The following is a 20,640-nucleotide window of genomic DNA, read 5'->3' on the forward strand; positions in this document are numbered from 1 at the left end:
AGGTCGCCGCGGCGTGCTTCGCCCACGCCGCCGGGCACGGGGACCTGTCGCTGGTCCTGTACGACGTAACCACCCTCTACTTCGAGGCCGAGCAGGAGGACGAGCTGCGCAAGGTCGGCTATTCGAAGGAGCGGCGCGTGGACCCGCAGGTCGTCGTGGGGCTGCTCGTGGACCGTGCCGGGTTCCCGCTGGAGGTGGGGTGCTTCGAGGGCAACAAGGCCGAGACCGCCACGATCCTGCCGATCATCGAGCAGTTCCAGCAGCGCCACAACCTGGCCGACATCGTGGTGGTCGCCGACGCGGGCATGCTCTCCTCATCGAACCTCAAGGAGCTGGATGCGGCCGGGTTGCGGTTCATCGTCGGCTCGCGGGTCACCAAGGCCCCCGGCGACCTCGCTTCTCATTTCCGGTGGCACGGGGATGCGTTCACCGACGGACAGATCATCGACACCATCACTCCACGGGTGGCCACCACCAAGGCGGCCTCGGTCAACGACGTCACCAAGCGCGCCGAACCCGTGTGGGACCCCGCGGTGCACGATCGGTCGTGGCGGGCGGTATGGGCGTACTCCGTCAAGCGCGCCGCACGGGACCGGGCCACCCTCACCCTGCAGGAGAACCGCGCCAAGGCGGTCATCGCCGGCGAGAAGCCAGCCCGCACACCGCGGTTCGTGAAGACGGTGAACGGCTCGACGCGCCTGGACGAGGACGCCCTGACCCGCGCCCGCAGCCTGGCCGGGCTGAAGGGCTACGTCACCAACCTGCCCGTCACGACCATGCCCGCAGCGGAGGTGATCGCCTCCTACCACTCGTTGTGGCAGGTCGAGGCCTCGTTCCGGATGAGTAAGACCGACCTGCGGGCCAGGCCCATGTTCCACCACGACCGCGATGCCATCGAGGCCCACCTCACCATCGTCGTCACCGCCCTGGCCGTCGCCCGTCACCTGCAGGATCAGACCGGGATGAGCATCAAGAAGATCGTCCAGGCCCTACGCCCGCTGCAACAGGTCACCGTCGTCATCGCCGGTCACCCCCACGTCGCCGCCGACCCGCTGACCGGCAGCCAGCGAGATCCTCACCGCCACCGGCACCGAATGGCCAACACACTAAATTGGCACGACTCGGGTCACCCCGGAAGGCTGACCGCGCCGTCGTTCGAGGTGGCCAGACCGTCCGCGAGCAGTCCGTTCAACGCACGCTCCCGTTGTTCGGCGGGCGCGGGCAGCCGCCACAGGGCCCCGAGCCGTTCGATCACCACAGCGGGCGGGGCCGCGTGCTCCCCGGCGATCTGTTCCGAGCCCGCGAGGTCCGTGAGCAGCAAGTGCGCGGGCACGGGCTCGTCCGCGGCGCGCAGCACCGCCATCATGGCCCCGCGGACCTGGCGGTCCGTGCCGTGCCACAACTGGCCCCTGGGCGTCTCCTGCGCGGGAGGGCTGCCAGCCGCGACCCACGCGCAGTCCCACCGCACGGGGCACTCGTCGCAGCGCGGGGAACGCGTGGTGCAGATCAGTGCCCCCAGCTCCATCACGGCCTGGTTCCACGCGACCGATTCCGCGACGTCCTGCGGCAGGACGTCCTGCGCCAACCGGGTCTCCGCCGCGGTGAGGGAACGGGACGGCAGGGCCCGCCCGGAGAACACCCGGGCCTCGACCCGGCGGATGTTCGTGTCCACGACCGTGTGGCGCTGACCGAACGCGAACACGGCCACTGCCGCCGCGGTGTACGCGCCGATCCCGGGCAATGCCAACAGCTGTGCGTGGTCCTCGGGCACCCGCCCGTCGTGCTCCGCGGCGATGTTCTGGGCAGCCGCGTGCAGCCGCAGCGCGCGGCGCGGGTAGCCGAGCCTGTCCCACGCGCGCAGGACCTCCGCCGGCGACGCCGCCGCGAGATCGCCCGGCTCCGGCCACTGTTCGAGCCACCGGCGCCACACCGGCAGGACGCGCCCCACCGGGGTCTGCTGCAGCATGATCTCGCTCACGAGCACCTGCCACGGTGTGCGTTCGGGCGCGCGCCACGGCAGGTCGCGGGACGCCCGCCGGTACCACTCGATCACGGCTGCGTGAATGCCGTGAAGTCGCTCGTCGCGGGCTGATGTGCGGCTCAAGTTCATAACTGTCCACGGTAGCCTGGAGACCATGGCTTCCGGTTCCGAACAGCACGATCCCCCCACGTCCCCCGCGGAATCCGCAGACACCGGGGGCAGGCTCCCGGAGCACGTCTACCGGCGACGCCGCATGGTCGCGCTCGCCGTGATCGTCGCCCTGGTCCTGGCCCTGCTGTGGGCAGTGGTCTCGGGCGTGCGCGCACTCACGGCACCGGACGCCGACGGCACGAATGCCACGCAGCAGCCCGACGCCGCGGCGCAGCCGAGCACGGATCCGCAGAACAAGTTCGCGGACTTCACTGCCCGGCCCACACCGTCCGGGTCTGGTGCACCCGGCGCGTCCGGCAGCCCGAGTGCGAGCAGTACGGCGGCGCCGGAATGCGGCGCGGATCTGGCGGTGAGTGCCGCGACCGACAAACAGAGTTACGCGGCGGGCCAGAACCCGGTGCTCGAACTGACCCTCGAGAACAAGGGCCAGCACTCGTGCCGCGTGGACGCCGGTAGCAATCACATGGCCTTCGTGGTGACCTCCGGTGCGGACACCGTCTTTGATTCACGGCACTGCGTGGCAGCCGGTGAGGACCGTCAGATCACCCTGGACACGGGGCAGAAGGAGACCGCACGGCTCACGTGGAACCGGGTGCGCACCGCGGAGGGCTGCCCGGCCGGCCAGTCCGAGGCGCTCGCCGGGTACTACAACCTCACGACGTCGCTCGGGGACGTCGCGAGCCAGCAGGCCGTTTTCAGTCTGCAGTGAGTGGGCGACGGGCGGCTCGCGGCTCGCGCAGATCCACTGGCGACGGCGGTCCCGGGGTTTGCGCGGCCGACTGACGGCCCTCGAGGTGACCATCGGTGGGCGATGCCCGGGCGGTGCACGGGCCGCGTCCGCGACCGGGCCACCCGGACTGCTACATGAACCGTTCCAGCAGGCTCGTCTCGGCCGTACGGGACAAGGACTCGCGTACGGTGCGGGCACGCTGCTCGCCGATGCCCTCCACGGACATCAGGTCCTCGAGGTTCGCGGCCATGAGCGACTGCAGGCCGTCGAACTGGGCCACGAGCCGTTTCGCCACCGCACGCGGCATGGATTTGATGCCCTCGAGCAGGCGGTAACCGTGGGGGTGTAGGTCCACCTCCAAGTTGCCCTGCGGTCCGGTGAGACCCGCGGCCACCGCGACCCGCTGCAGATCGATCAGTTCGGTGGACGACAACCGGGCGAGCCGGTCCAGGGACTCCGCGACCACCTCGGGCGTCGTGGCCTCGGGTAGGTAGTCCCGCAGGACTACGCCGGGCCCCGGTCCCGTCCCGGCCGTGAGCTCCTCGAGCTGCAGGGAGATCAGACGCCCGTCCGAGCCGAGTTCCAGGACGTACCACCCGATCTCGTCCGAGATCCTGCGCACCATCTCCATCCGCTGCAGCGTCAGGGCCACGTCGCGGGCGGTCACGGCGGCTTCGATCTCGAGCGCCGAGAGGCTGCCCAGGACCTGCTCGAGGCGGTTGCTGTAGTGCTCCAGGGTCTGCAGGGCCTGGTTCGCGCGGGCCATGATGGCCTGGGAACCGTCGATCGCGTAGCGGTAATCGGCCACGTAGATCGTGATGACGCTCATGGACTGACTGACCGAGATCACGGGAACACCGGTCTGCTTGGCGGTGCGCTCGGCGGAGCGGTGACGCGTGCCGGACTCCTGGGTGCGGATGGACGCGTCCGGCATGAGCTGGACCCCGGCCTTGAGGATGCGGGTGGCTTCCTTGTCGCACACGATCGCCCCGTCCATCTTGGCGAGTTCACGCAACTTGGTGGGGGTGAATTCGGTGTCGATGTCGAACCCGCCCGAACACAGCGACTCCACGGAGCGGTCGAATCCGAGCACGATGAGCGCGCCTGTGCGGCCCCGGAGGATGCGCTCCAGCCCTGTCCTCAGTTCGGTACCGGGGGAGACCCTGGCCAGGGTCCGTCTCAGGGCAGTCTCGTGCGATTTCACCACGGCCTCATTCTATGTGCGCTCGCCCCACCCGAAGGCCAACATGCCCCGCGTGGCATGTGTGTTCGGACTCGGCCTTGCCCCGGCGGACTCGGCCGTACGGCGTCGGACTCAGCCCTGCCGCGGCGGGAAGAGCAGCTCCATGGCCTGTGAGACGGTGGTGACCTCACGCACGGAGAAGCCCGGAGGGATCTTGCCGGGTCCGTTGGGGGATGCCGGGACCACGGCGTGGGTGAAGCCCAGCCGGGCGACCTCCTGGATCCTGCGGTTGATCTCGGGTACGGGGCGGACCTCACCGGCCAGTCCGATCTCCCCGAAGCACACGAGCCGCTGGGGCAGCGGTCGATCCTGGGCAGCGGACGCGAGCGCCATGCACACCGCGAGGTCCGTGGCGGGTTCGGTGAGCCGCACACCACCCACGGTGGACACGTAGCAGTCCATGGTCGCGAGGGCCACGCCCGCCCGGCGCTGCAACACCGCGAGCAGCATGGCCACCCGGGAACCGTCCAGGCCGGAGGTGGCCCGGCGGGGTTGCGCGGTGCTGGACTTGTCCAGCAGGGCCTGGACCTCCGCGAGCAGCGGCCTGCGCCCCTCCACGGTGACACTCAGACATGTTCCCGCGACCGGGACGGGGGTGCGGGAGACGAACAGGCCGGACGGGTCCGAGACCGAGCGGATACCGTTCTCCTCGAGATCGAAGCACCCGACCTCGTCCGTGGGGCCGAACCGGTTCTTCACGGCCCGCAAGAGGCGGATGCGCGAGTGCTTGTCCCCCTCGAACTGACACACAACGTCCACGAGGTGTTCGAGCAACCGGGGGCCGGCGATCGACCCCTCCTTGGTCACGTGGCCCACGAGCAGGGTGGTCATGTTCCGGGTCTTGGCGGCGTGGATGAGGCTCGCCGCGACCTCCCGCACCTGGCTCACCCCGCCCGCCGAACCCTCGATCTCCGGGCTCGCGAGGGTCTGCACCGAGTCCACGATCAACAGTTCCGGTTTCAAGGCCTTGACCTGCGCGAGCGCCGCGGAGAGGTCGGTCTCCGCGGTGAGGTACAGCTTTTCCGAGAGGGCATCGATGCGCTCGGCCCGCAGTTTGACCTGCGCCGCGGACTCCTCCCCGGTCACGTACAACACGGTGCGGGGATCGGGCCCGCCCGCCACCTTGGCGGCTGCGTCCAGGAGCAGCGTGGACTTACCCACGCCGGGTTCCCCCGCGATCAGGATGACCGCACCGGGCACGAGTCCGCCGCCCAGGACGCGGTCGAACTCGGTGACGCGCGTGGGGGTGAAGCGGGCCACCGAGGAATCCACCTGGCCGATGGGCTGAGCGGGCACCGCCACGCTGGCCGCGGCCCGGGTGCGCCCGTGTTCCTGGTTCGTGGAGATCTCCTGCACGGTGCCCCAGGACTGGCACTCACCGCACCGGCCCACCCATTTGGCCGTGGTCCAGCCGCATTCCGTGCACCGGTAGGAGACGGACGGCTTCCTGGTCTTCGCGCTCATGCTGTCACCGTAGGGGGCGGATCTGACGCCCATAAGCGGCACGGATCCGTGGCTCGGTCACCGACCGCCCAGCGTGGGCAGGTACCGGATCGCCTCCTCGTGGGTGAGACCGGTGGACTCCAACAGGTCCACGACCAACGGACGGATCAGCAGCACGAGTGCCTCGCCCTCCATGGTCCGCACCCCCATGAGCCCGGGTTCCAGGCGACCGGCCACGGAGATCAGTTCATTGCGCGTCTGGCGCAGGTAGCTTTCACGGGTCTGGGGATGACTCGCGGAGAACGTGTGATCCAGGCTCAGGATGGCGTCGGAGAGATCGGCGAGGGCCTCGGAGAGGGAGGCCACGGCGTCGTCGGACAGGGAGACGCGGTTGAGGACGGACGCGAGGCGGCGTGCGAACACGCGCGAGTTGCGCACGGCGAGGTCCACGTACCGGATGCTCTCGCTCAGGTCGTCGATCTCGCGGCGGTGCCGACGGTGCAGAGGGGATGCGTGGGCGATCTCCCGGGAGGCGGTGAGCCCCGAGCGTACCGAGTCCACGAGCGGCTGCGTCTGACGAGCCCGCACGAGGGCGTGCCACGCGAGGCGCGAATCGGTGTCCGAGACCGCACGGGAGCAGTCCGTGAGCACCTGGGTGAACTCCACGATGAGCTTGCTGAGGTCCTGGCGCGGTTCGCGGCGCGGGTCTTGGGGAATCACGTACGCGAGGAGCAGCGCGCACAGGCACCCCACCACGGCGTCGAAGGACCGCGCGAACACGCCGTCCTGCGATGGCGGGAGGAGCACCACCAGCACGGACTGCAACCCCATCTGCGTGGTGAAGATCGCGCCGTTGTCAAGGAACCGGGCGAGCAAGAGGGACAGGAGCAACACGAGGGCCGCTTGCCACTCACCATGGCCCAGGACCTGGATGAGCAGATCGCCCATCACGATCCCCAGGGTGCACCCGATCGAGACCTCCAGCACCCGGCGGTAGCGCAGCCCGCCCTTGGCGTACCCCAGGGACACGAGCGCGGCGGTCGCGGCGAAGATGGGGCCTTGATGGCCCAGCAGCCGTTCCGCGATCACGTACGCGCCAACGGCCGCCACGGTCATCTGCACGGCCTGGAAGAAACCGGACGTCATGCGTGCCCAGCCGGAGCGCCCGCGCTTGCCCACGACCTCGGGAACACGACGGAATCGGGAGCGGTACGGAGCTGCTTCCGAGGACGTCATGACTCCCATCCTAGGCGGGCGCCTCGGACGGACGCGTACCGCGCGGGACGCGTGACCGGGCGGCGTCGTGGCCAGGGGTGGCGCCGGTCACAGGGGTTGTTAACCGCCAGTTCACCTTCCTGGCCGCATCTGTCAATATCGCCTGCCTACGGTAATTCCCGGGCGCGCTGCGGACGCAGCGGCGTTGGACTCCAAGATCCGGTTGTCCGCACCCACCGGGCTCTCCGGTTCACGCTTTCGAAGGGAAATACAGTGAAGGTTTCGCATGTCGGCCGTTCGGCCGCAGTCCTGGCCATTGGTGCCCTCGCTCTGACCGCTTGCGGTTCCGACAACGCCACCGGCAACACCAACAGCGGCGGGGGTTCGGGCGAGAGCAGCGGCGTGTCCGGAACGCTGACCGGCATCGGGGCGTCCTCCCAGCAGGCCGCCATGACCGCGTGGCAGAACGGCTTCCAGTCCGCTAACAGCGGCTCCACCGTGCAGTACTCCCCGGACGGCTCCGGCGCCGGGCGCAAGGCCTTCCTGGCGGGCGGCGCGAACTTCGCCGGCTCGGACGCCTACCTCTCCGACGACGAGGTCGAGCAGGCCAAGCAGCAGTGCGGCCCCGACGGCGCCATGGACCTCCCGGTCTACATCTCCCCGATCTCCGTGGCGTTCAACCTGCCCGGTATCAAGTCCCTGAACCTGGACGCCCCCACCATCGCCAAGATCTTCAAGGGTGAGATCAAGCGCTGGAACGCGGAGCAGATCAAGCAGCAGAACCCGGACGCCGATCTCCCGGACACCCCGATCACCGTGGTGCACCGCAGCGATGACTCCGGGACCACCGAGAACTTCACCGACTACCTGCACAAGGCCGCTCCGCAGGAGTGGACCAAGGACCCGGCACAGGCCTGGCCCTCCGAGTACGCGGCGGAGAACAACAAGGGCACCTCCGGCGTGGTCTCCACGACCTCCGGCACCGAGGGCGCCGTGACCTACGCGGACTCCTCCGCCGTGGGCGATCTCGGCACCGCCGCGATCAAGGTGGGCGACCAGTACGTGACCCACTCGCCCGAGGCCGCCGCCAAGGCCGTCGAGGTCTCCGCCCAGGCCGAGGGTCGGGGCGAGCACGACCTCGCGATCAACATCGGGCGCGACACCAAGGAATCCGGTGCGTACCCGCTCGTGCTGATCTCCTACCACATCGTGTGCTCCCAGTACGACTCCCAGGAGACCGCGGACCTGGTCAAGGCCTTCGAGAACTACGTGATCTCCGAGGACGGGCAGAAGGCCGCTGCGGACTCCGCCGGTTCCGCCCCGCTGAGCCAGACCCTGCGCGACCAGGCCAAGGCGGCCGTGGACTCCATCACCGCGAAGGGCTGATCCGCCCCGACGACGTGTGAGTGCGGCGCCGGCGTGTCATCGCGCGTCGGCGCCGCAGCCACGCACGCGGTCATCTCGGACCCCCACGTCCTACGCTGGCCGAATTCACCGCTCAGCTCGTTCCACACCTTGATCGAAGGGACTGGTTCATGTCCACCACCATCAGCGCCCAGAAACCGGGGACCCGGCAGTCCTCGGCCGGACGTGCCGGTGACTCCGTCTTCTCCGGACTCAGCCTGGCCGCCGGCATCCTGATCTTCGCGGTGCTCGCGGCCGTCGCGCTATTCCTGTTACTGCAGGCGCTGCCCACGTTCGCCGCCCCCGCCGAGGAGATCACCGGTGGGCAGGGCTTCTTCCACTACATTTGGCCGCTCATCGTGGGCACGCTCATCGCCGCGGTGATCGCCCTGCTGATCGCCACACCCGTGGGCATCCTGGTGGCGCTCTACATCTCCCACTACGCACCGGCCAAGATCTCCAAGCCGGTGGGCTACGTGATCGACCTGCTCGCGGCCATTCCCTCCGTGATCTACGGCGCGTGGGGTGCCACGGTGCTCGCGCCGGCGCTCGCACCGCTGTACAACTGGCTCACCGAGCATCTGGGCTTCATCCCCATCTTCGACGGGCCCGCGTCCCAGACGGGTAAGACCATGCTCACCGCAGGCATCGTGCTGGCCATCATGATCCTGCCGATCATCACGTCCATGTCCCGCGAGATCTTCACGCAGACGCCCAAGCTCCACGAGGAGGCCGCGCTGGCACTGGGGGCCACGCGGTGGGAGATGATCCGGATGGCTGTGCTGCCGTTCGCGCGCCCCGGGATCATCTCCTCGATCATGCTGGCCCTGGGCCGCGCGCTCGGCGAGACCATGGCGGTGGCCCTGGTGCTGTCCTCCGGGCCCATGATCGCGTCCCTGATCAAGTCCGGTAACCAGACGATCGCCGCGGAGATCGCGCTGAACTTCCCCGAGGCCTACGGCCTGCGGTTGTCCGAACTGATCGCGGCCGGTCTCGTGCTGTTCCTGATCACCCTCGTGGTCAACATGATCGCCCGCGCCATCATCGCTCGCTACAAGGAATTCTCGGGGGCCAACTGATGACCACGTCCACCCAACCCGGAACCTCACCCGTCCGCCAGTCAAGGCTCACCCGCGGTCAGCGCCCCAAGTGGCTCGTCCCCGTCATCGGCGTGGCCGCGATCGTGGCGGGGGCCGCGCTTGCCGCTCTGGTGGGGTTCAGCATCGCGCTGTGGGCCCTGTTCGCCACCGTGATCTTCCTGGTGGTCGGCCCGCTGGCCGTGGGCATGATCGAGGGTTCCCGCGCCGGGGCCGATTCGCTCATGACCTTCCTGGTCTATGCCGCCTTCATCCTCGCGGTGATCCCGCTGATCTCCGTGATCTGGACGGTGCTCGCCAACGGCATCCCCGGTCTGACCTCCAACATGTTGTTTACCTCCATGAACGGGGTCACGGGCTTCCACGACAACCAGGCCGATGCGCCCAGTCAGGTGATGGGCGGCGCCTACCACGCGATCATCGGTACGGTGTCCATCACGTTCTGGGCCACGCTCATGTCGGTGCCCGTGGGGTTGCTCACCGCGATCTACCTCGTGGAGTACTCCCGGGGCGGCTGGCTCGGCAAGGCCATCACGTTCTTCGTGGACGTCATGACCGGTATCCCGTCCATCGTGGCTGGTCTGTTCGCGGCCGCTCTGTTCGGCATGATCTTCGGCCCCTCGACCCGTACCGGGTTCGTGGCGGCGGTCGCGCTGACCGTGCTGATGATCCCCACGGTGGTCAAGAACACCGAGGAGATGCTGCGGATCGTGCCCAACGAACTGCGCGAGGCGTCCTACGCGCTGGGTGTGCGCAAGTGGCGGACCATCCTCAAGGTGGTCATCCCCACGGCCATCTCGGGTATCGCCTCGGGTGTGACCCTCGCGATCGCCCGTGTGATCGGTGAGACGGCGCCGCTGCTCGTGACCGCGGGCTTCGCCACGGCCATCAACTGGAACTCGTTCTCCGGCTGGATGACCACGCTGCCCACGTTCATCTACTACCAGATCATGACGCCCACCTCGCCCACGAACCCCGATCCGTCCCTGCAGCGGGCCTGGGCTGCGGCGCTGATCCTGATCGTGATCGTGATGCTGCTCAACCTCGTGGCACGCTTGATCGCCAGGGCCTTCGCTCCCAAGACCGCCGGCCGCTGAGTGCTGGCCGACCATTCGACCTAAGGAAACACACCCATGTCGAAACGAATCGACGTCGAAAACCTCAACGTCTACTACGGCGATTTCCTGGCGGTCCAGGACGTCAGCATGAACATCGAACCGCGCTCGGTCACCGCGTTCATCGGTCCCTCCGGTTGCGGCAAGTCCACGTTCCTGCGCACCCTCAACCGCATGCACGAGGTGATCCCGGGTGCTTACGCCCAGGGCAAGGTGCTGCTGGACGGGGACGATCTCTACGGCAAGGGCGTGGACCCCGTGACCGTGCGCTCCATGGTGGGCATGGTGTTCCAGCGCCCCAACCCGTTCCCCACGATGTCCATCCGCGACAACGTGCTCGCGGGCGTGAAGCTCAACAACAAGCGCATCTCGAGCAAGGACGCGGACGAGCTCGTGGAGAGCTCGCTGCGCGGCGCGAACCTCTGGAACGAGGTCAAGGACCGTTTGGACAAGCCCGGTTCCGGTCTCTCCGGTGGTCAGCAGCAGCGGCTGTGCATCGCCCGCGCAATCGCGGTCAAGCCGGACGTGATCCTCATGGACGAGCCGTGCTCCGCGCTGGACCCCATCTCCACGCTCGCGATCGAGGACCTGATCAACGAGATCAAGACCGATTACACCGTGGTGATCGTGACCCACAACATGCAGCAGGCGTCCCGTGTGTCGGACAAGACCGCGTTCTTCAACATCGAGGGCACGGGCAAGCCCGGCCGTCTGATCGAGTACGCGCCCACCACGGACATCTTCAACAACCCGCAGAAGAAGGACACCGAGGACTACGTGTCCGGCCGCTTCGGCTGATCCGCGTCATCGCGCACGCGAACGGTGCCCTCCGTCTCGGAGGGCACCGTTCGCGTGCACGCCCGGGGGTACGACGACGCACGCACCGGGAGCGCGCAGCGATCCGCACCGTGCGACGTCGTCAGCCTCCGCGTGCCCCCGATCGTGACGCGTGCCCCGAGCGAACCGCGGGTACGGATCAGGCCGCGGGGACCTGGATCAGCGGGGAGGCCGCCAGGAACAGGATGGCGGAGACCAGGCCGCACACGGGGACCGTGGCGACCCACGAGGCGATGACCCGCAGCACGGTGGCGTGATACACGGTACGGAACTTCTGGGCGGAACCCGCGCCCAGGATCGCCGCGGTGGTGGTCTGGGACGTAGAGAGCGGAATGGGGGAGAGGAACCCCCCTACGAACAGCAGGGCGCCAGACACCGTTTGCGCCGCCGCTCCGCGCAGGGGATCCAGCGTCACGATACGTGCGGAGAGGGTGTAGGAGATCCGCCAGCCGCCCAGCAGGGTACCGAACGCGAGACACGCCCCCACGAGCACCGTGAGCCACACGGGGATGCTGTCCCGGGAGAGGTTGGGGTTCACGATCAGCAGGAGGACCAAGAGGATCCACAGCGTGCGCCGGGCGTGCTGGATCCCGTGTCCGAAGTGAATGGCCGCGGCACCCGTGGCCTGCACGACCCCGGCGCGGAAGTTCACGCGTCCCGGGGTCTCGTGGCGTACCAGGTACACGATGGGCACGACCAGCAGGAACGCGAGCCCGAACGCGATCACGGGGGAGATCAGCAGGGGCAGCAGCACGTTCCAGGAGAAGTAGGAGCCCATGGCCAGGTGCTCGTCGTAGAGCCCCGCGGCGCGTGCTCCGAGCAGAGCACCCACCACGGCGCCGCCGATCGCGGCGGTGGAGGACGTGGGCATGCGCCACCACCACGTGAGGAGGTCCCACCCGATGGCCGTGAACAGGGCGCACAACAGGGCCACCACGCCCGCGTCGTTGAGGGGGATGGGGATCTCGAACGAGATCAGCCGGTCCAGGACCAGCCCCACCAGGAGGGCGCCCATGAGGTTGAACACCGCTCCGGTCCACAGGGCCACACGGGGTGTCAGGGCGTTGAACCGTACGGGCAGGGCCACGGCGTTGGAGGCGTCGTGGAAACCGTTGACGACCGTTAAGACCAGGGTCAGGAGGATGCCTACGACGGCCAGTAACTCTGTCACGGCGAGTCAGGACTCTGCCACGAGGATCCGGCCCACCTCTGCGGAGACCTGGCCCAGGGCGCGTGCGGCATCGAAGAGCTGGCTGGCGGCGTCCATGCGGCGGATGGCCTGGGCCGTCTTGAACTGATCCAGCAAGCTCGCGCGGTACACCCGGTGGGTCCGTTCGGCCTGGCGTGTGAGACGGATCATCTCGAACCAGTAGTCGTCCAGCTCGTTCAAGCTGGTCAGCCGGCCCATGGCCTTGGTGGTCATGAGCGACATGTGCTGGATCACCGCGAGCTGCTCGGTCGCGTGCGAGGTGGGCCGCTCCAGCTTGTACAGCTGGTGGGTCTCGGCACTCGCCACGAGGCACTGGACGGCTCGCAACAGCCACTGCCCCAAGATGTAGACGTCCTGACGCGGGATGGGCACCACGTACGAGGAGCGCGTGGTGGTCATCAGGGAGAAGTAAAGGTTGGTGCAGCGGTCCTCGGTGTCCAGGAGGTCCGTGATGGGGTGCTGCCAGGTCTTGTCGATCTGCCCGATGTGTTCGGCGAGCTGATCCACCGCGGTGCCCACGCACTGGGACATCTGGACCAGGAGCTCGGTCACCCGCTCGTCCTCCGGGAAGATCCGAAAGGCCATCCGTTTCGTCCTCCCGTTGAACCGTTCACCTTTCGGCCGTCACTGTACCGAACGAAAGTTAACCGGGGAGACATGTGGATCTTGGTGAGGGGGGGCGGTGCCGGACCGGGAGCGCCTCTCGGCGGAAGGCCGCTCGTAGCGGCTAAATGATGGAGCCCGGGGCTGCCACGGCCCGACACCTGCCTCCATCATAATCCCCGACCCCAGGGGTGCCGCAAAGCGGTCCGTCCGGACGAGGACGCCCCGCGGAGGGCAGACCCTTACTCGAGCGCACCCCTGCGCCACGCGGCGGCCGCGGACTCGAGTTCCTCCGCGGTGCGGATCAGGCGGGGGATGCGGCGCCACGGATCGCGCACGCCGAGGCTCGAGATGTCCAGCGTGCGTTCCTGGCCCGTGGCGATCACGCGGCAGAACGCGGCGGAGCGTTCGAGAGCGACGTCGAACTCGCCGTCGAACGCGCCGGAGAGGATGGCGTCCGCGACCTCGCAGATCTCCTCCGCGCCGGGCGGGTCCGCGACGCCCGCGACCACGTTGGACACCTGCGCGGTCTGCTTGCCCGCGGCGAACCAGCGGCCCATGCGGTAGGGGTCCTTGCGGGCGGCGGCGCGCAGCGCGTAGAGCCGCCACAGCGCACCCGGGAGGGACACCGCGGGGGCCTGCGCCCACATCTCCGCGATCCCCTCGAGACCCTGCTCGTCCGTGAGCCGAACGAGGCGATCGTGGACCACCGGATCCGCCGATTCCCGGCCCCGCGACACGAGCGCCTGCGCGGCCAGGTGGGCCGCCTCCGACACTCGGGCGGGGTCCGTGCCGCCCTCGTGGGCGTCGAACTTCTCGGGGGAGAACTTCACGGGCGAATGATGTGTGCGGCGTTCGGACATGCGCCCGAGTGTACGCCGCGCACCTATCACGGGGCTCGGCGGATCAGTCGACCGTGTGCGTCTCCCCGGCCTGCTGACGCCAGCGTTCCTCGATGCGCAGCAGGGCCTGCTGGGACACCGCGCGCCACCACCGCAGGGCCAGCCGGGGGTCCTCCTCCTCGATCTCCTGGATCGCCTCCGGGGAGAGCCTGCGCGCGGAGACGTCCGTGAGCGCGGTGAAGCTCACCATGTGGCGCATATTGGTACCCAGGGCGATCTCACCGAAGCTCATCCCCGGGCCGATCACCTCCAGTTCCACGCGGTCACCCTGCGGTGAGCGCCGGGAGACCTCCACGTTGCCGGACGTGACCATGTACACGCCGTTGAACTTCTGGCCCGTGCGCAACACCGTGGTCCCGGCCTTCCAATCCACGGACTCGGTGCGTGAGCGGATGCGCTCCACGTCCTCCTCGCCGAGCGTGCTCAGCAGTTCGGAACGGGTGGAGTGCACCTTGTCCGGGGTGCACTCGGGGCCGCCGAAGCGCTCCAGGATCTGGTCCTCGGCCCACGTGAGGGCCTCGGCGCGCGTGGCGAAGACCGTGAGCGGGTGTTCGAGGTTCCGCGTGTTCTCACCGCTCTTCTCCGCGACGAGCACCATGTGGTGGCCCGTCTTCTCGATCTGTTCGGCGGTGCGGCTGAGCATGGGCAGGACGAAGCGGGCCATATCGTCCACCTGCCGGATGTCCACGAGCACGTAACTGGACCTGCGGGCGGCGTCGCGCACCGTGCGCACCGCGGTCTCGGCCCCGGCGAAGCGCAGATCGCCCTGCAGCTCGATGATCCGAGCGTCCTCGCCGTGCGCGTCGAGCACCTCGGTGGCGGCCTCGTTGCGCCGCACCAACGACGGCGCTTCCGCCAGGGTGTACTCGGAGCGCACCGTGGAGTGCCCGTTGCGTTCCGTGCGGGCGAAGTGCAGGTCCAGGTCCTTGGTGAGCCGTTCGCATGCGGCCACGCCGCGCACGGAGTTGCCGTGGCGGTCCAGGGGCGGGGAGAACACCGCGACCGCGAGCTGCCCCGGGAGCACGGTCACCACGCCACCGCTGACCCCGGACTTGGCGGGCAGGCCCACGCGGATGGCCCAGCGCCCGGCGTCGTCGTACATCCCGCACGTGCTCATCACGGACAGCACGTCCGAGACGACCTCGGGGTCCAGGACGCGCTCGCCGGTTACGGGGTTGCGCCCGCCGGCCGCGAGCGTGGCACCCATGCGGGCCAGGTCCACGCAGTTGAGCATGATCGAGCACTGGCCGAAGTAGTCCTCGAGCGCGCCGGTGGGATCCCCCTCGATGATCCCCCGGGACGCGAGCAGCCAGCCCAGCGCGCGGTTGCGGTCCCCGGCCTTGTGCTCCTGCGACTGGATGTTCTTGTTGATCCGCAGCTGCCGGCCCGCGCATCGGGAATGCAACCGCAGGATCCGTTCCATCCGCGTGCCGTGGGACGTGTTGCGCACGAGGGAGGTCGCCGCGATCGCGCCCGCGTTGATCATGGGGTTCGCGGGGCGTCCCGTCTCCGGCTGCAGTGAGATCTCGTTGAAGGCGTCACCGCTCGGTTCCACGTCGATCTTCTCGAACACACCCTCCGGGCCGCGGTCCGTGAGCGCCTGGGCATACGTGAAGGCCTTGGAGATGGACTGGATGCAGAATTCGAGCTTGGTGTCCCCGGCCTGGTAGAGCGCGCCGTCCACGGTGGCCACGGCGATCCCCACGATGTTCTCGTCCGCGGCCGCGAGCTCGGGGACGGAATTGTTCACCGTGCCATCCGTCAGCGGGCGCAGGTCCTCCACCACGCGGCGCAGGTACTCGGTGACGGGGGAGGGGCCCAGCTTGGACATCGCAACGGTGCTCATGGGTCATTCCTCGAAGGCTCGGCGGGAACCCCGCGGCGGGCTGCGCACGCCCCGGGTGTCGTCTCCTCCCAGGGTCCCATATTGCGGACGGGCCCGGTCGACGACGACGCCGCGCGCTCGCCCACGGCGCGGTGGCTCGTCGCGCCGCGCGGTGCGGCCCGCTGGGCCCGCCCGTGGTTGCCGTCGGTGCCGCGCGGGAGGCCGCTTCCCGAACTGGAAATGCGCCCGCGCTGCGGTAGAGTAGCCGTGCTCGGTGGCGGGAACTCGCGGCTGGGCACGCGCCTTTAGCTCAGTTGGTAGAGCAGTGGACTTTTAATCCATGGGTCGTGGGTTCGAGCCCCACAGGGCGCACCACCTCCCGGAACCGGAGACCATGTGCCCCGTGGCGATCACGATCGCGCGGGGCATTTCCGTGTCCGCTCGCATTCCGGGCCCGGGGCAAGCGGCCTTCGGTGCCCCGGACCTGCCCGCGTGCAGCGCCTCTGGCCGAGTCGCGCTCAGTGCGCCGGGCCGACCCATACGAGGCGCGCGAGCGCCCAGCCCATGAGCGGGCGGTAGGCCAGCAGGACGGGGGCGGGGCCCTGGATCCTGACGTCCGCGCGGGAACCGCCGCTCGGGGTAGGAGCGACATCGTGCGTGAGCTCCAGCGTCACGGGACCCACGCGCACGCGCCAGGACCACGAATGCAGGTTGGCGCGGACGCTCAGCACACGGAACGCCGCGGGCACCACGCCCAGCGCCGTGACCACGCCCGAGGTGCCGGGGGCCAGGGTGGCGGAATCGGCGCGGACGTTCGTGAGGTGGGGAGCCCACACGGTCCACAGGTCGAGGCGCTCGTAGTGCTGCCACACGTCCGCCGGGCGAGCGGGGCCGGTGCGGGTCACGGTCATGTCCATGGCACCAGTGTGCCCGGGATCCGTGCGGACGGGGGCGTCACGCAACGGTAAGCCCACTGTCGATTGTGGGGCGAGCCGGCGGGCTGGGATCATGGGGCGCATGGACCCGGCCTATCGCGTAGACGTCTTCACCGATCCCGGGCTGTGCTCCGCGATCTTCAGTCGATTGCAGCAACGCCACGGCGGGGACGGCTTCGGGGACTACCAGCTCGTGCGCCGGGACAGGACCATCCCCCTGCGCCCCGACAACAGCCTGGACGTGGACGCCGTGCGCGCGTGGTCCCGCGAGGGCGAGGCCGATTTCCAGGTCGTGATCACGGAGATCCCCCGGCGGGCGGGCAAGCTGCCCAAGATGGCGGAGCTGCACTTCGAGGACGGGCTCGTGATCATCTCGCTGCCCGCGCTGGGCTGGCGGGGGCTCACGACCAAACTGGAACGCGCCATCTTCGACTCCCTGGACACCCTGGCCCATCAGGACCTCCCGGACGTCCAGGACCGGCGTGTGCGCTTCGGAGTGGTCCACGAGCAGGACGTGGACACCGGGCGTTCCGTGTTCATTGCGTCGCCGTGGTGGTGGCCAGGTCGCGTCCGCCTGGTCCTGGGCATGGTGCGCACCAACCAGCCGTTCCAGGACGTCACCAAGCTCAAGCGCATGTGGGCGGCGGCCTCGGCCACCGGCGCGTTCGGCGTGTTCTACTCCTCCATCTGGCAGATGTCCCTGGCGTTGCCCTCGTGGCGGCTCGCCCTGATTTCGCTCCTGGCGGTTGGGGCCATGGTGGGGTGGCTGATGTTCAGCAACCGCCTGTGGGACCCGCCCCGGCGGCTCGGCAGTCGCGTGGAGGCCGCGATGTACAACGCCTCCACGATCGCCACGCTGCTCGTGACGGTTCTCACGTTCTACACCGTGCTCATGGCGGGGATCCTCGTGGCCGCTCTGGTGGTGATCGAAGTCGGATACATGCAATCCGTGATCGGAGTCTCTCCCTCGCTGAGCAACTACGTGGACATCGCGTGGCTCTCTGCCTCGCTCGGCACGATCGCCGGTGCTCTCGGGTCGAACTTCGACAGCCACGCGGACATCGAGCGGTTGACGCACGGTCAGCGGAACGCCGAGCGGGTCGAGAAGGACGACGACCACTGACACGGGTCCCCATGACGGGCATTCGGGGCGTCCGAGCTGTCCCCATTTTGCGCTACGAATCAGCGCCGCCGTCCGGTCGATTGCGCGCAATGGAAGCAGGGAATCGGCCTCCGACATGGGAGAACATACGCTTGAGTTGATTTGTCCACAAAACTGCGATGGGTCTTGCGCGACGCGGTGACCGCTGGAAATCCTGGAGCGGGCGTGCCAGCATATTCATGTCGCAACACGGGACATTCAGTGATGTGCGGTCATGACCGGGGGGAATACGGGCCGCACGTCGATGACGGATTCGTACGCGTTCCACGCTGGGGGGCGTGGTGTGTCCGGGTCACCCGTGAGGCGACGGTACGAGGTTCATGCCGGGGGGCATGTGCTTCGAGCGGACCTGATCCGCGCCGGTTCTCCGGCATATGCGTCCGCTGCGCCGCATGGACTCCTTCGGGGGAATGAGTCCTGGCGCAGCGGACGCAACGCGTTAAGGGGTCGTACGCCCGACCCGGCGCGTCATGGGGCCTGATACAGAGGGCCGCACCTCGTGCCGCGGTGGGCGCTCCGGTCGCTTCTGCGTGTCCGAACCTGCTGGGACACTCGAGTCATGATCGCGCCTGCGCACGAGAACACCGCATCCCTCCGGGACCGAGCCCTGCACCACCTCCGTGAGCTCACGGGGAACCCGCACGCCGATTTCCACCCCGGTCAGTTCGAGGCCATCTCCGCACTCGTCCAGGAGCACCGGCGGGCACTCGTGGTGCAGCGCACCGGGTGGGGGAAATCGGCGGTGTACTTCCTGTCCGCGCTGTTGATGCGGGCCCAGGGCTACGGCCCCACGCTGATCATCTCCCCGCTGCTCGCACTCATGCGGGACCAGGTCGCGGCGGCCCAGCGCGCGGGTGTCCGCGCCGCGGCCATCTCGTCCGCCAACCCCACCGAGTGGGCGGAGATCTCCGCGGCACTGGATCGCGGTGAGATCGACGTCCTGTTGGTGTCCCCGGAACGCCTCAACAATCCCCGTTTCCGGGACGAGCAACTCCCACAGCTCGTCTCCCGGCTCGGACTGCTCGTCGTGGACGAGGCCCACTGCATCTCGGACTGGGGTCACGACTTCCGTCCGGACTACCGGCGAATCAAGGACCTGCTCGCGGACCTCTCGGACTCGGTGGCCGTACTGGCCACCACGGCCACCGCCAATGAACGCGTGATCGAGGACGTCCGGGAGCAGCTTGGGGTGGGCTCCGGGTACCGCGGCGAGGTGTTCACCCTGCGCGGTCCGCTGTCCCGCGCGTCCCTGCGGCTCGGCGTGCTGCGACTGCCCTCCACCGCCACACGGCTCGCCTGGTTGCTCGAACACCTGGACCAGCTTCCGGGCAGCGGGATCATCTACGCGTTGACCATCGGGGCGGCGGAGGACACTGCCCGAGCGCTGACGGAGGCGGGCCATCCCGTGGCGGCCTACACCGGTCGCACGGACGCGGCGGAACGCGAGGAACTCGAGGTCGCCCTGAAGGAGAACCGGGTCAAGGCCCTTGTGGCCACGTCCGCGCTGGGCATGGGCTTCGACAAACCGGACCTGGGTTTCGTGGTGCACCTGGGAGCGCCGTCGTCCCCGGTGGCGTACTACCAGCAGGTGGGCCGCGCGGGGCGCGCGACCGACACCGCGGACGTCCTGCTGCTACCGGGCGGCGAGGACCGGGAGATCTGGGAGTACTTCGCCACCGCGTCCATGCCCACCGAGGAGAAGGCCACCGCGGTGCTCACCGCGCTCGCGGAGAACGGCGGCCCGTTGTCGGTCGCGGCTCTCGAGCCGCGGGTCAACATCAAACGCACCCCGCTCGAGCTGTTGCTCAAGGTGCTCGCGGTGGACGGCGCGGTGGAACGGGTCTCCGGCGGCTGGCAGAGCACGGGCCAGCCCTGGACCTACGACGCCCCGCGTTACGAGCGGGTGCGCAAGGCCAGGATCGCGGAACAGCAGGCCATGATGGATTACCAGTTCACGAGCGAGTGCCGCATGCGCTTCCTCACCCGTCAGCTCGACGACGCCACCGCGGAACCGTGCGGTCGGTGCGACGTGTGCGCCGGGCCGTGGTACCCCACCACCGTGCATTCCGACGCCTCCGCCGCAGCGGACGCCGCCCTGCACCGGGTCGGTGTCCCCGTGGAACCCCGCGCGCAGTGGCCCACCGGCATGGATCGATTGGGGTTGCAGGCCAAGGGGAAAATCCCGGAAACGGAACGCGCCGAACGCGGCCGCGCCCTGGCCCGGCTCACCGATCTCGGATGGGGGCAGCGGTTGCGGGAAATCTTCCGCTCGGACGAGCACGGCGATCCCGTGGATTCGGTGGTCACGGCGGACCTGGGACGCGCGAGCATCACCGTCCTGGCGCAGTGGGACTGGCAGGAACGGCCCACCGCGGTCGTGGCCATGCCGTCACTGTCCCGCCCACAGCTCGTGGACTCGCTGGCCCGCGGGCTCGCCTCCGCGGGGCACCTGCCGTTTTGGGGCTCGCTCGAACTGAACCCGGACGTCCCCCGCGGCTCCCACGGCGGCAACAGCGCCTACCGGCTCGCCGAGGTGTGGGACCGGTTCCTGGTCCCGGAGCCCCTCGCGGAACAGTTGGCGCGGGCGCCGCGGGCGAGCGTGCTGCTCGTGGACGACCTCGTGGACAGCCGGTGGAGCCTCACGGTCGCGGCCCGGCAGTTGCGCCATGCCGGGGCGGACGCGGTGCTGCCGTTCGTACTCGCCGCCCAGGCGTGAATCGGGCCGCCGTGGGATGGATCGGGCACTCTTAAGGGGACACCCAGGCGA

At 69.0% G+C, this 20,640-nt stretch carries 16 protein-coding genes, 1 tRNA gene and 1 pseudogene; 9 read left to right on the forward strand and 9 right to left on the reverse strand.

What is annotated here, in order from left to right; all coding sequences use genetic code 11:
• Window positions 1-1,056: pseudogene (locus RF637_RS10870) on the forward strand (IS1634 family transposase); the annotation flags it as partial.
• A 70-nt stretch (window positions 1,057-1,126) separates the two neighbouring features.
• On the opposite strand, the gene RF637_RS10875 reads toward RF637_RS10870, so the two are convergent.
• Window positions 1,127-2,137: an A/G-specific adenine glycosylase gene (locus RF637_RS10875; RefSeq protein ID WP_368844833.1), complete on the reverse strand. Its 1,011-nt coding sequence runs from the start codon at window positions 2,135-2,137 to the stop codon at window positions 1,127-1,129.
• Here RF637_RS10875 and RF637_RS10880 point away from each other — a divergent pair.
• Complete coding sequence (locus tag RF637_RS10880; protein WP_368844834.1) at window positions 2,136-2,861, forward strand: hypothetical protein; 726 nt, start codon at window positions 2,136-2,138, stop codon at window positions 2,859-2,861. The two genes, RF637_RS10875 and RF637_RS10880, sit on opposite strands and share 2 nt — an antisense overlap.
• A 151-nt stretch (window positions 2,862-3,012) precedes the next feature.
• On the opposite strand, the gene disA is transcribed toward RF637_RS10880, so the two are convergent.
• The 3 genes from disA to RF637_RS10895 all read right to left on the reverse strand — a co-directional run bounded on the left by disA (window position 3,013) and on the right by RF637_RS10895 (window position 6,804).
• A complete protein-coding gene (disA, locus tag RF637_RS10885) occupies window positions 3,013-4,089 on the reverse strand; it encodes a DNA integrity scanning diadenylate cyclase DisA (protein WP_368844835.1) in 1,077 nt (358 codons plus the stop codon).
• 108 nt (window positions 4,090-4,197) lie between these two features.
• Window positions 4,198-5,589, reverse strand: coding sequence for a DNA repair protein RadA (radA, locus tag RF637_RS10890; protein ID WP_085108164.1), 1,392 nt, complete (start codon window positions 5,587-5,589; stop codon window positions 4,198-4,200).
• A 57-nt stretch (window positions 5,590-5,646) separates the two neighbouring features.
• Window positions 5,647-6,804 (reverse strand): aromatic acid exporter family protein, encoded by a 1,158-nt coding sequence (locus RF637_RS10895; protein WP_085108132.1) that lies wholly within the window; start codon window positions 6,802-6,804, stop codon window positions 5,647-5,649.
• A 252-nt stretch (window positions 6,805-7,056) separates the two neighbouring features.
• Here RF637_RS10895 and pstS point away from each other — a divergent pair, with 252 nt between their 5' ends.
• The 4 genes from pstS (at window position 7,057) to pstB (ending at window position 11,197) form a co-directional block, all read left to right on the forward strand.
• Window positions 7,057-8,169 (forward strand): phosphate ABC transporter substrate-binding protein PstS, encoded by a 1,113-nt coding sequence (gene pstS, locus RF637_RS10900; protein ID WP_368844836.1) that lies wholly within the window; start codon window positions 7,057-7,059, stop codon window positions 8,167-8,169.
• 149 nt (window positions 8,170-8,318) lie between these two features.
• Entirely contained in the window at window positions 8,319-9,266 is a 948-nt protein-coding gene (gene pstC, locus RF637_RS10905) for a phosphate ABC transporter permease subunit PstC (RefSeq protein ID WP_368844837.1), read from the forward strand.
• Window positions 9,266-10,381, forward strand: coding sequence for a phosphate ABC transporter permease PstA (gene pstA / locus RF637_RS10910; protein ID WP_085108135.1), 1,116 nt, complete (start codon window positions 9,266-9,268; stop codon window positions 10,379-10,381). The genes pstC and pstA overlap by 1 nt, the downstream gene beginning before the upstream one ends.
• Before the next feature lie 36 nt (window positions 10,382-10,417).
• Entirely contained in the window at window positions 10,418-11,197 is a 780-nt protein-coding gene (gene pstB / locus RF637_RS10915) for a phosphate ABC transporter ATP-binding protein PstB (protein ID WP_064846305.1), read from the forward strand.
• 178 nt (window positions 11,198-11,375) lie between these two features.
• Here the strand turns inward: pstB and RF637_RS10920 are convergent, their stop codons facing one another.
• The 4 genes from RF637_RS10920 to glsA all read right to left on the reverse strand — a co-directional run bounded on the left by RF637_RS10920 (window position 11,376) and on the right by glsA (window position 15,797).
• Entirely contained in the window at window positions 11,376-12,407 is a 1,032-nt protein-coding gene (locus tag RF637_RS10920; RefSeq protein WP_035959146.1) for an inorganic phosphate transporter, read from the reverse strand.
• A gap of 6 nt (window positions 12,408-12,413) precedes the next feature.
• Window positions 12,414-13,031, reverse strand: coding sequence for a hypothetical protein (locus RF637_RS10925; protein ID WP_270258915.1), 618 nt, complete (start codon window positions 13,029-13,031; stop codon window positions 12,414-12,416).
• 260 nt (window positions 13,032-13,291) lie between these two features.
• Entirely contained in the window at window positions 13,292-13,912 is a 621-nt protein-coding gene (locus RF637_RS10930; protein ID WP_035959140.1) for a hypothetical protein, read from the reverse strand.
• Between the two features lie 43 nt (window positions 13,913-13,955).
• Window positions 13,956-15,797 carry a glutaminase A gene (gene glsA, locus RF637_RS10935; RefSeq protein WP_144998942.1) on the reverse strand — a complete coding sequence of 614 codons (1,842 nt, stop codon included), beginning with the start codon at window positions 15,795-15,797 and terminating at the stop codon, window positions 13,956-13,958.
• Window positions 15,798-16,075: 278 nt separating this feature from the next.
• Here glsA and RF637_RS10940 point away from each other — a divergent pair.
• Window positions 16,076-16,151, forward strand: a tRNA-Lys gene (locus tag RF637_RS10940).
• A gap of 143 nt (window positions 16,152-16,294) precedes the next feature.
• On the opposite strand, the gene RF637_RS10945 is transcribed toward RF637_RS10940, so the two are convergent.
• Entirely contained in the window at window positions 16,295-16,693 is a 399-nt protein-coding gene (locus RF637_RS10945) for an SRPBCC family protein (protein ID WP_368844838.1), read from the reverse strand.
• Between the two features lie 100 nt (window positions 16,694-16,793).
• Between RF637_RS10945 and RF637_RS10950 the strand changes: the two genes are divergently transcribed.
• Together RF637_RS10950 and RF637_RS10955 are read left to right on the forward strand one after the other, a co-directional pair.
• Window positions 16,794-17,834: a hypothetical protein gene (locus tag RF637_RS10950; RefSeq protein ID WP_368844839.1), complete on the forward strand. Its 1,041-nt coding sequence runs from the start codon at window positions 16,794-16,796 to the stop codon at window positions 17,832-17,834.
• Window positions 17,835-18,432: 598 nt separating this feature from the next.
• Entirely contained in the window at window positions 18,433-20,589 is a 2,157-nt protein-coding gene (locus RF637_RS10955) for an ATP-dependent DNA helicase RecQ (protein WP_368844840.1), read from the forward strand.
• The last annotated feature ends 51 nt before the right edge of the window (window positions 20,590-20,640 follow it).

Origin of the sequence: Kocuria sp. CPCC 204721, from assembly GCF_040980945.1 — a bacterium.
Taxonomy (GTDB): Bacteria; Actinomycetota; Actinomycetes; order Actinomycetales; family Micrococcaceae; genus Kocuria; species Kocuria marina.

Excerpts from the sequence above, each read along its gene's own strand:
- RF637_RS10880 (WP_368844834.1), top strand. The coding sequence starts at position 2,136 with ATGGCTTCCGGTTCCGAACAGCACGATCCCCCCACGTCCCCCGCGGAA.
- RF637_RS10875 (WP_368844833.1), bottom strand. The coding sequence starts at position 2,137 with ATGGTCTCCAGGCTACCGTGGACAGTTATGAACTTGAGCCGCACATCA.
- radA (WP_085108164.1), bottom strand. The coding sequence starts at position 5,589 with ATGAGCGCGAAGACCAGGAAGCCGTCCGTCTCCTACCGGTGCACGGAA.
- RF637_RS10895 (WP_085108132.1), bottom strand. The coding sequence starts at position 6,804 with ATGACGTCCTCGGAAGCAGCTCCGTACCGCTCCCGATTCCGTCGTGTT.
- pstC (WP_368844837.1), top strand. The coding sequence starts at position 8,319 with ATGTCCACCACCATCAGCGCCCAGAAACCGGGGACCCGGCAGTCCTCG.
- pstA (WP_085108135.1), top strand. The coding sequence starts at position 9,266 with ATGACCACGTCCACCCAACCCGGAACCTCACCCGTCCGCCAGTCAAGG.
- pstB (WP_064846305.1), top strand. The coding sequence starts at position 10,418 with ATGTCGAAACGAATCGACGTCGAAAACCTCAACGTCTACTACGGCGAT.
- RF637_RS10925 (WP_270258915.1), bottom strand. The coding sequence starts at position 13,031 with ATGGCCTTTCGGATCTTCCCGGAGGACGAGCGGGTGACCGAGCTCCTG.
- RF637_RS10930 (WP_035959140.1), bottom strand. The coding sequence starts at position 13,912 with ATGTCCGAACGCCGCACACATCATTCGCCCGTGAAGTTCTCCCCCGAG.
- glsA (WP_144998942.1), bottom strand. The coding sequence starts at position 15,797 with ATGAGCACCGTTGCGATGTCCAAGCTGGGCCCCTCCCCCGTCACCGAG.
- RF637_RS10945 (WP_368844838.1), bottom strand. The coding sequence starts at position 16,693 with ATGGACATGACCGTGACCCGCACCGGCCCCGCTCGCCCGGCGGACGTG.
- RF637_RS10950 (WP_368844839.1), top strand. The coding sequence starts at position 16,794 with ATGGACCCGGCCTATCGCGTAGACGTCTTCACCGATCCCGGGCTGTGC.
- RF637_RS10955 (WP_368844840.1), top strand. The coding sequence starts at position 18,433 with ATGATCGCGCCTGCGCACGAGAACACCGCATCCCTCCGGGACCGAGCC.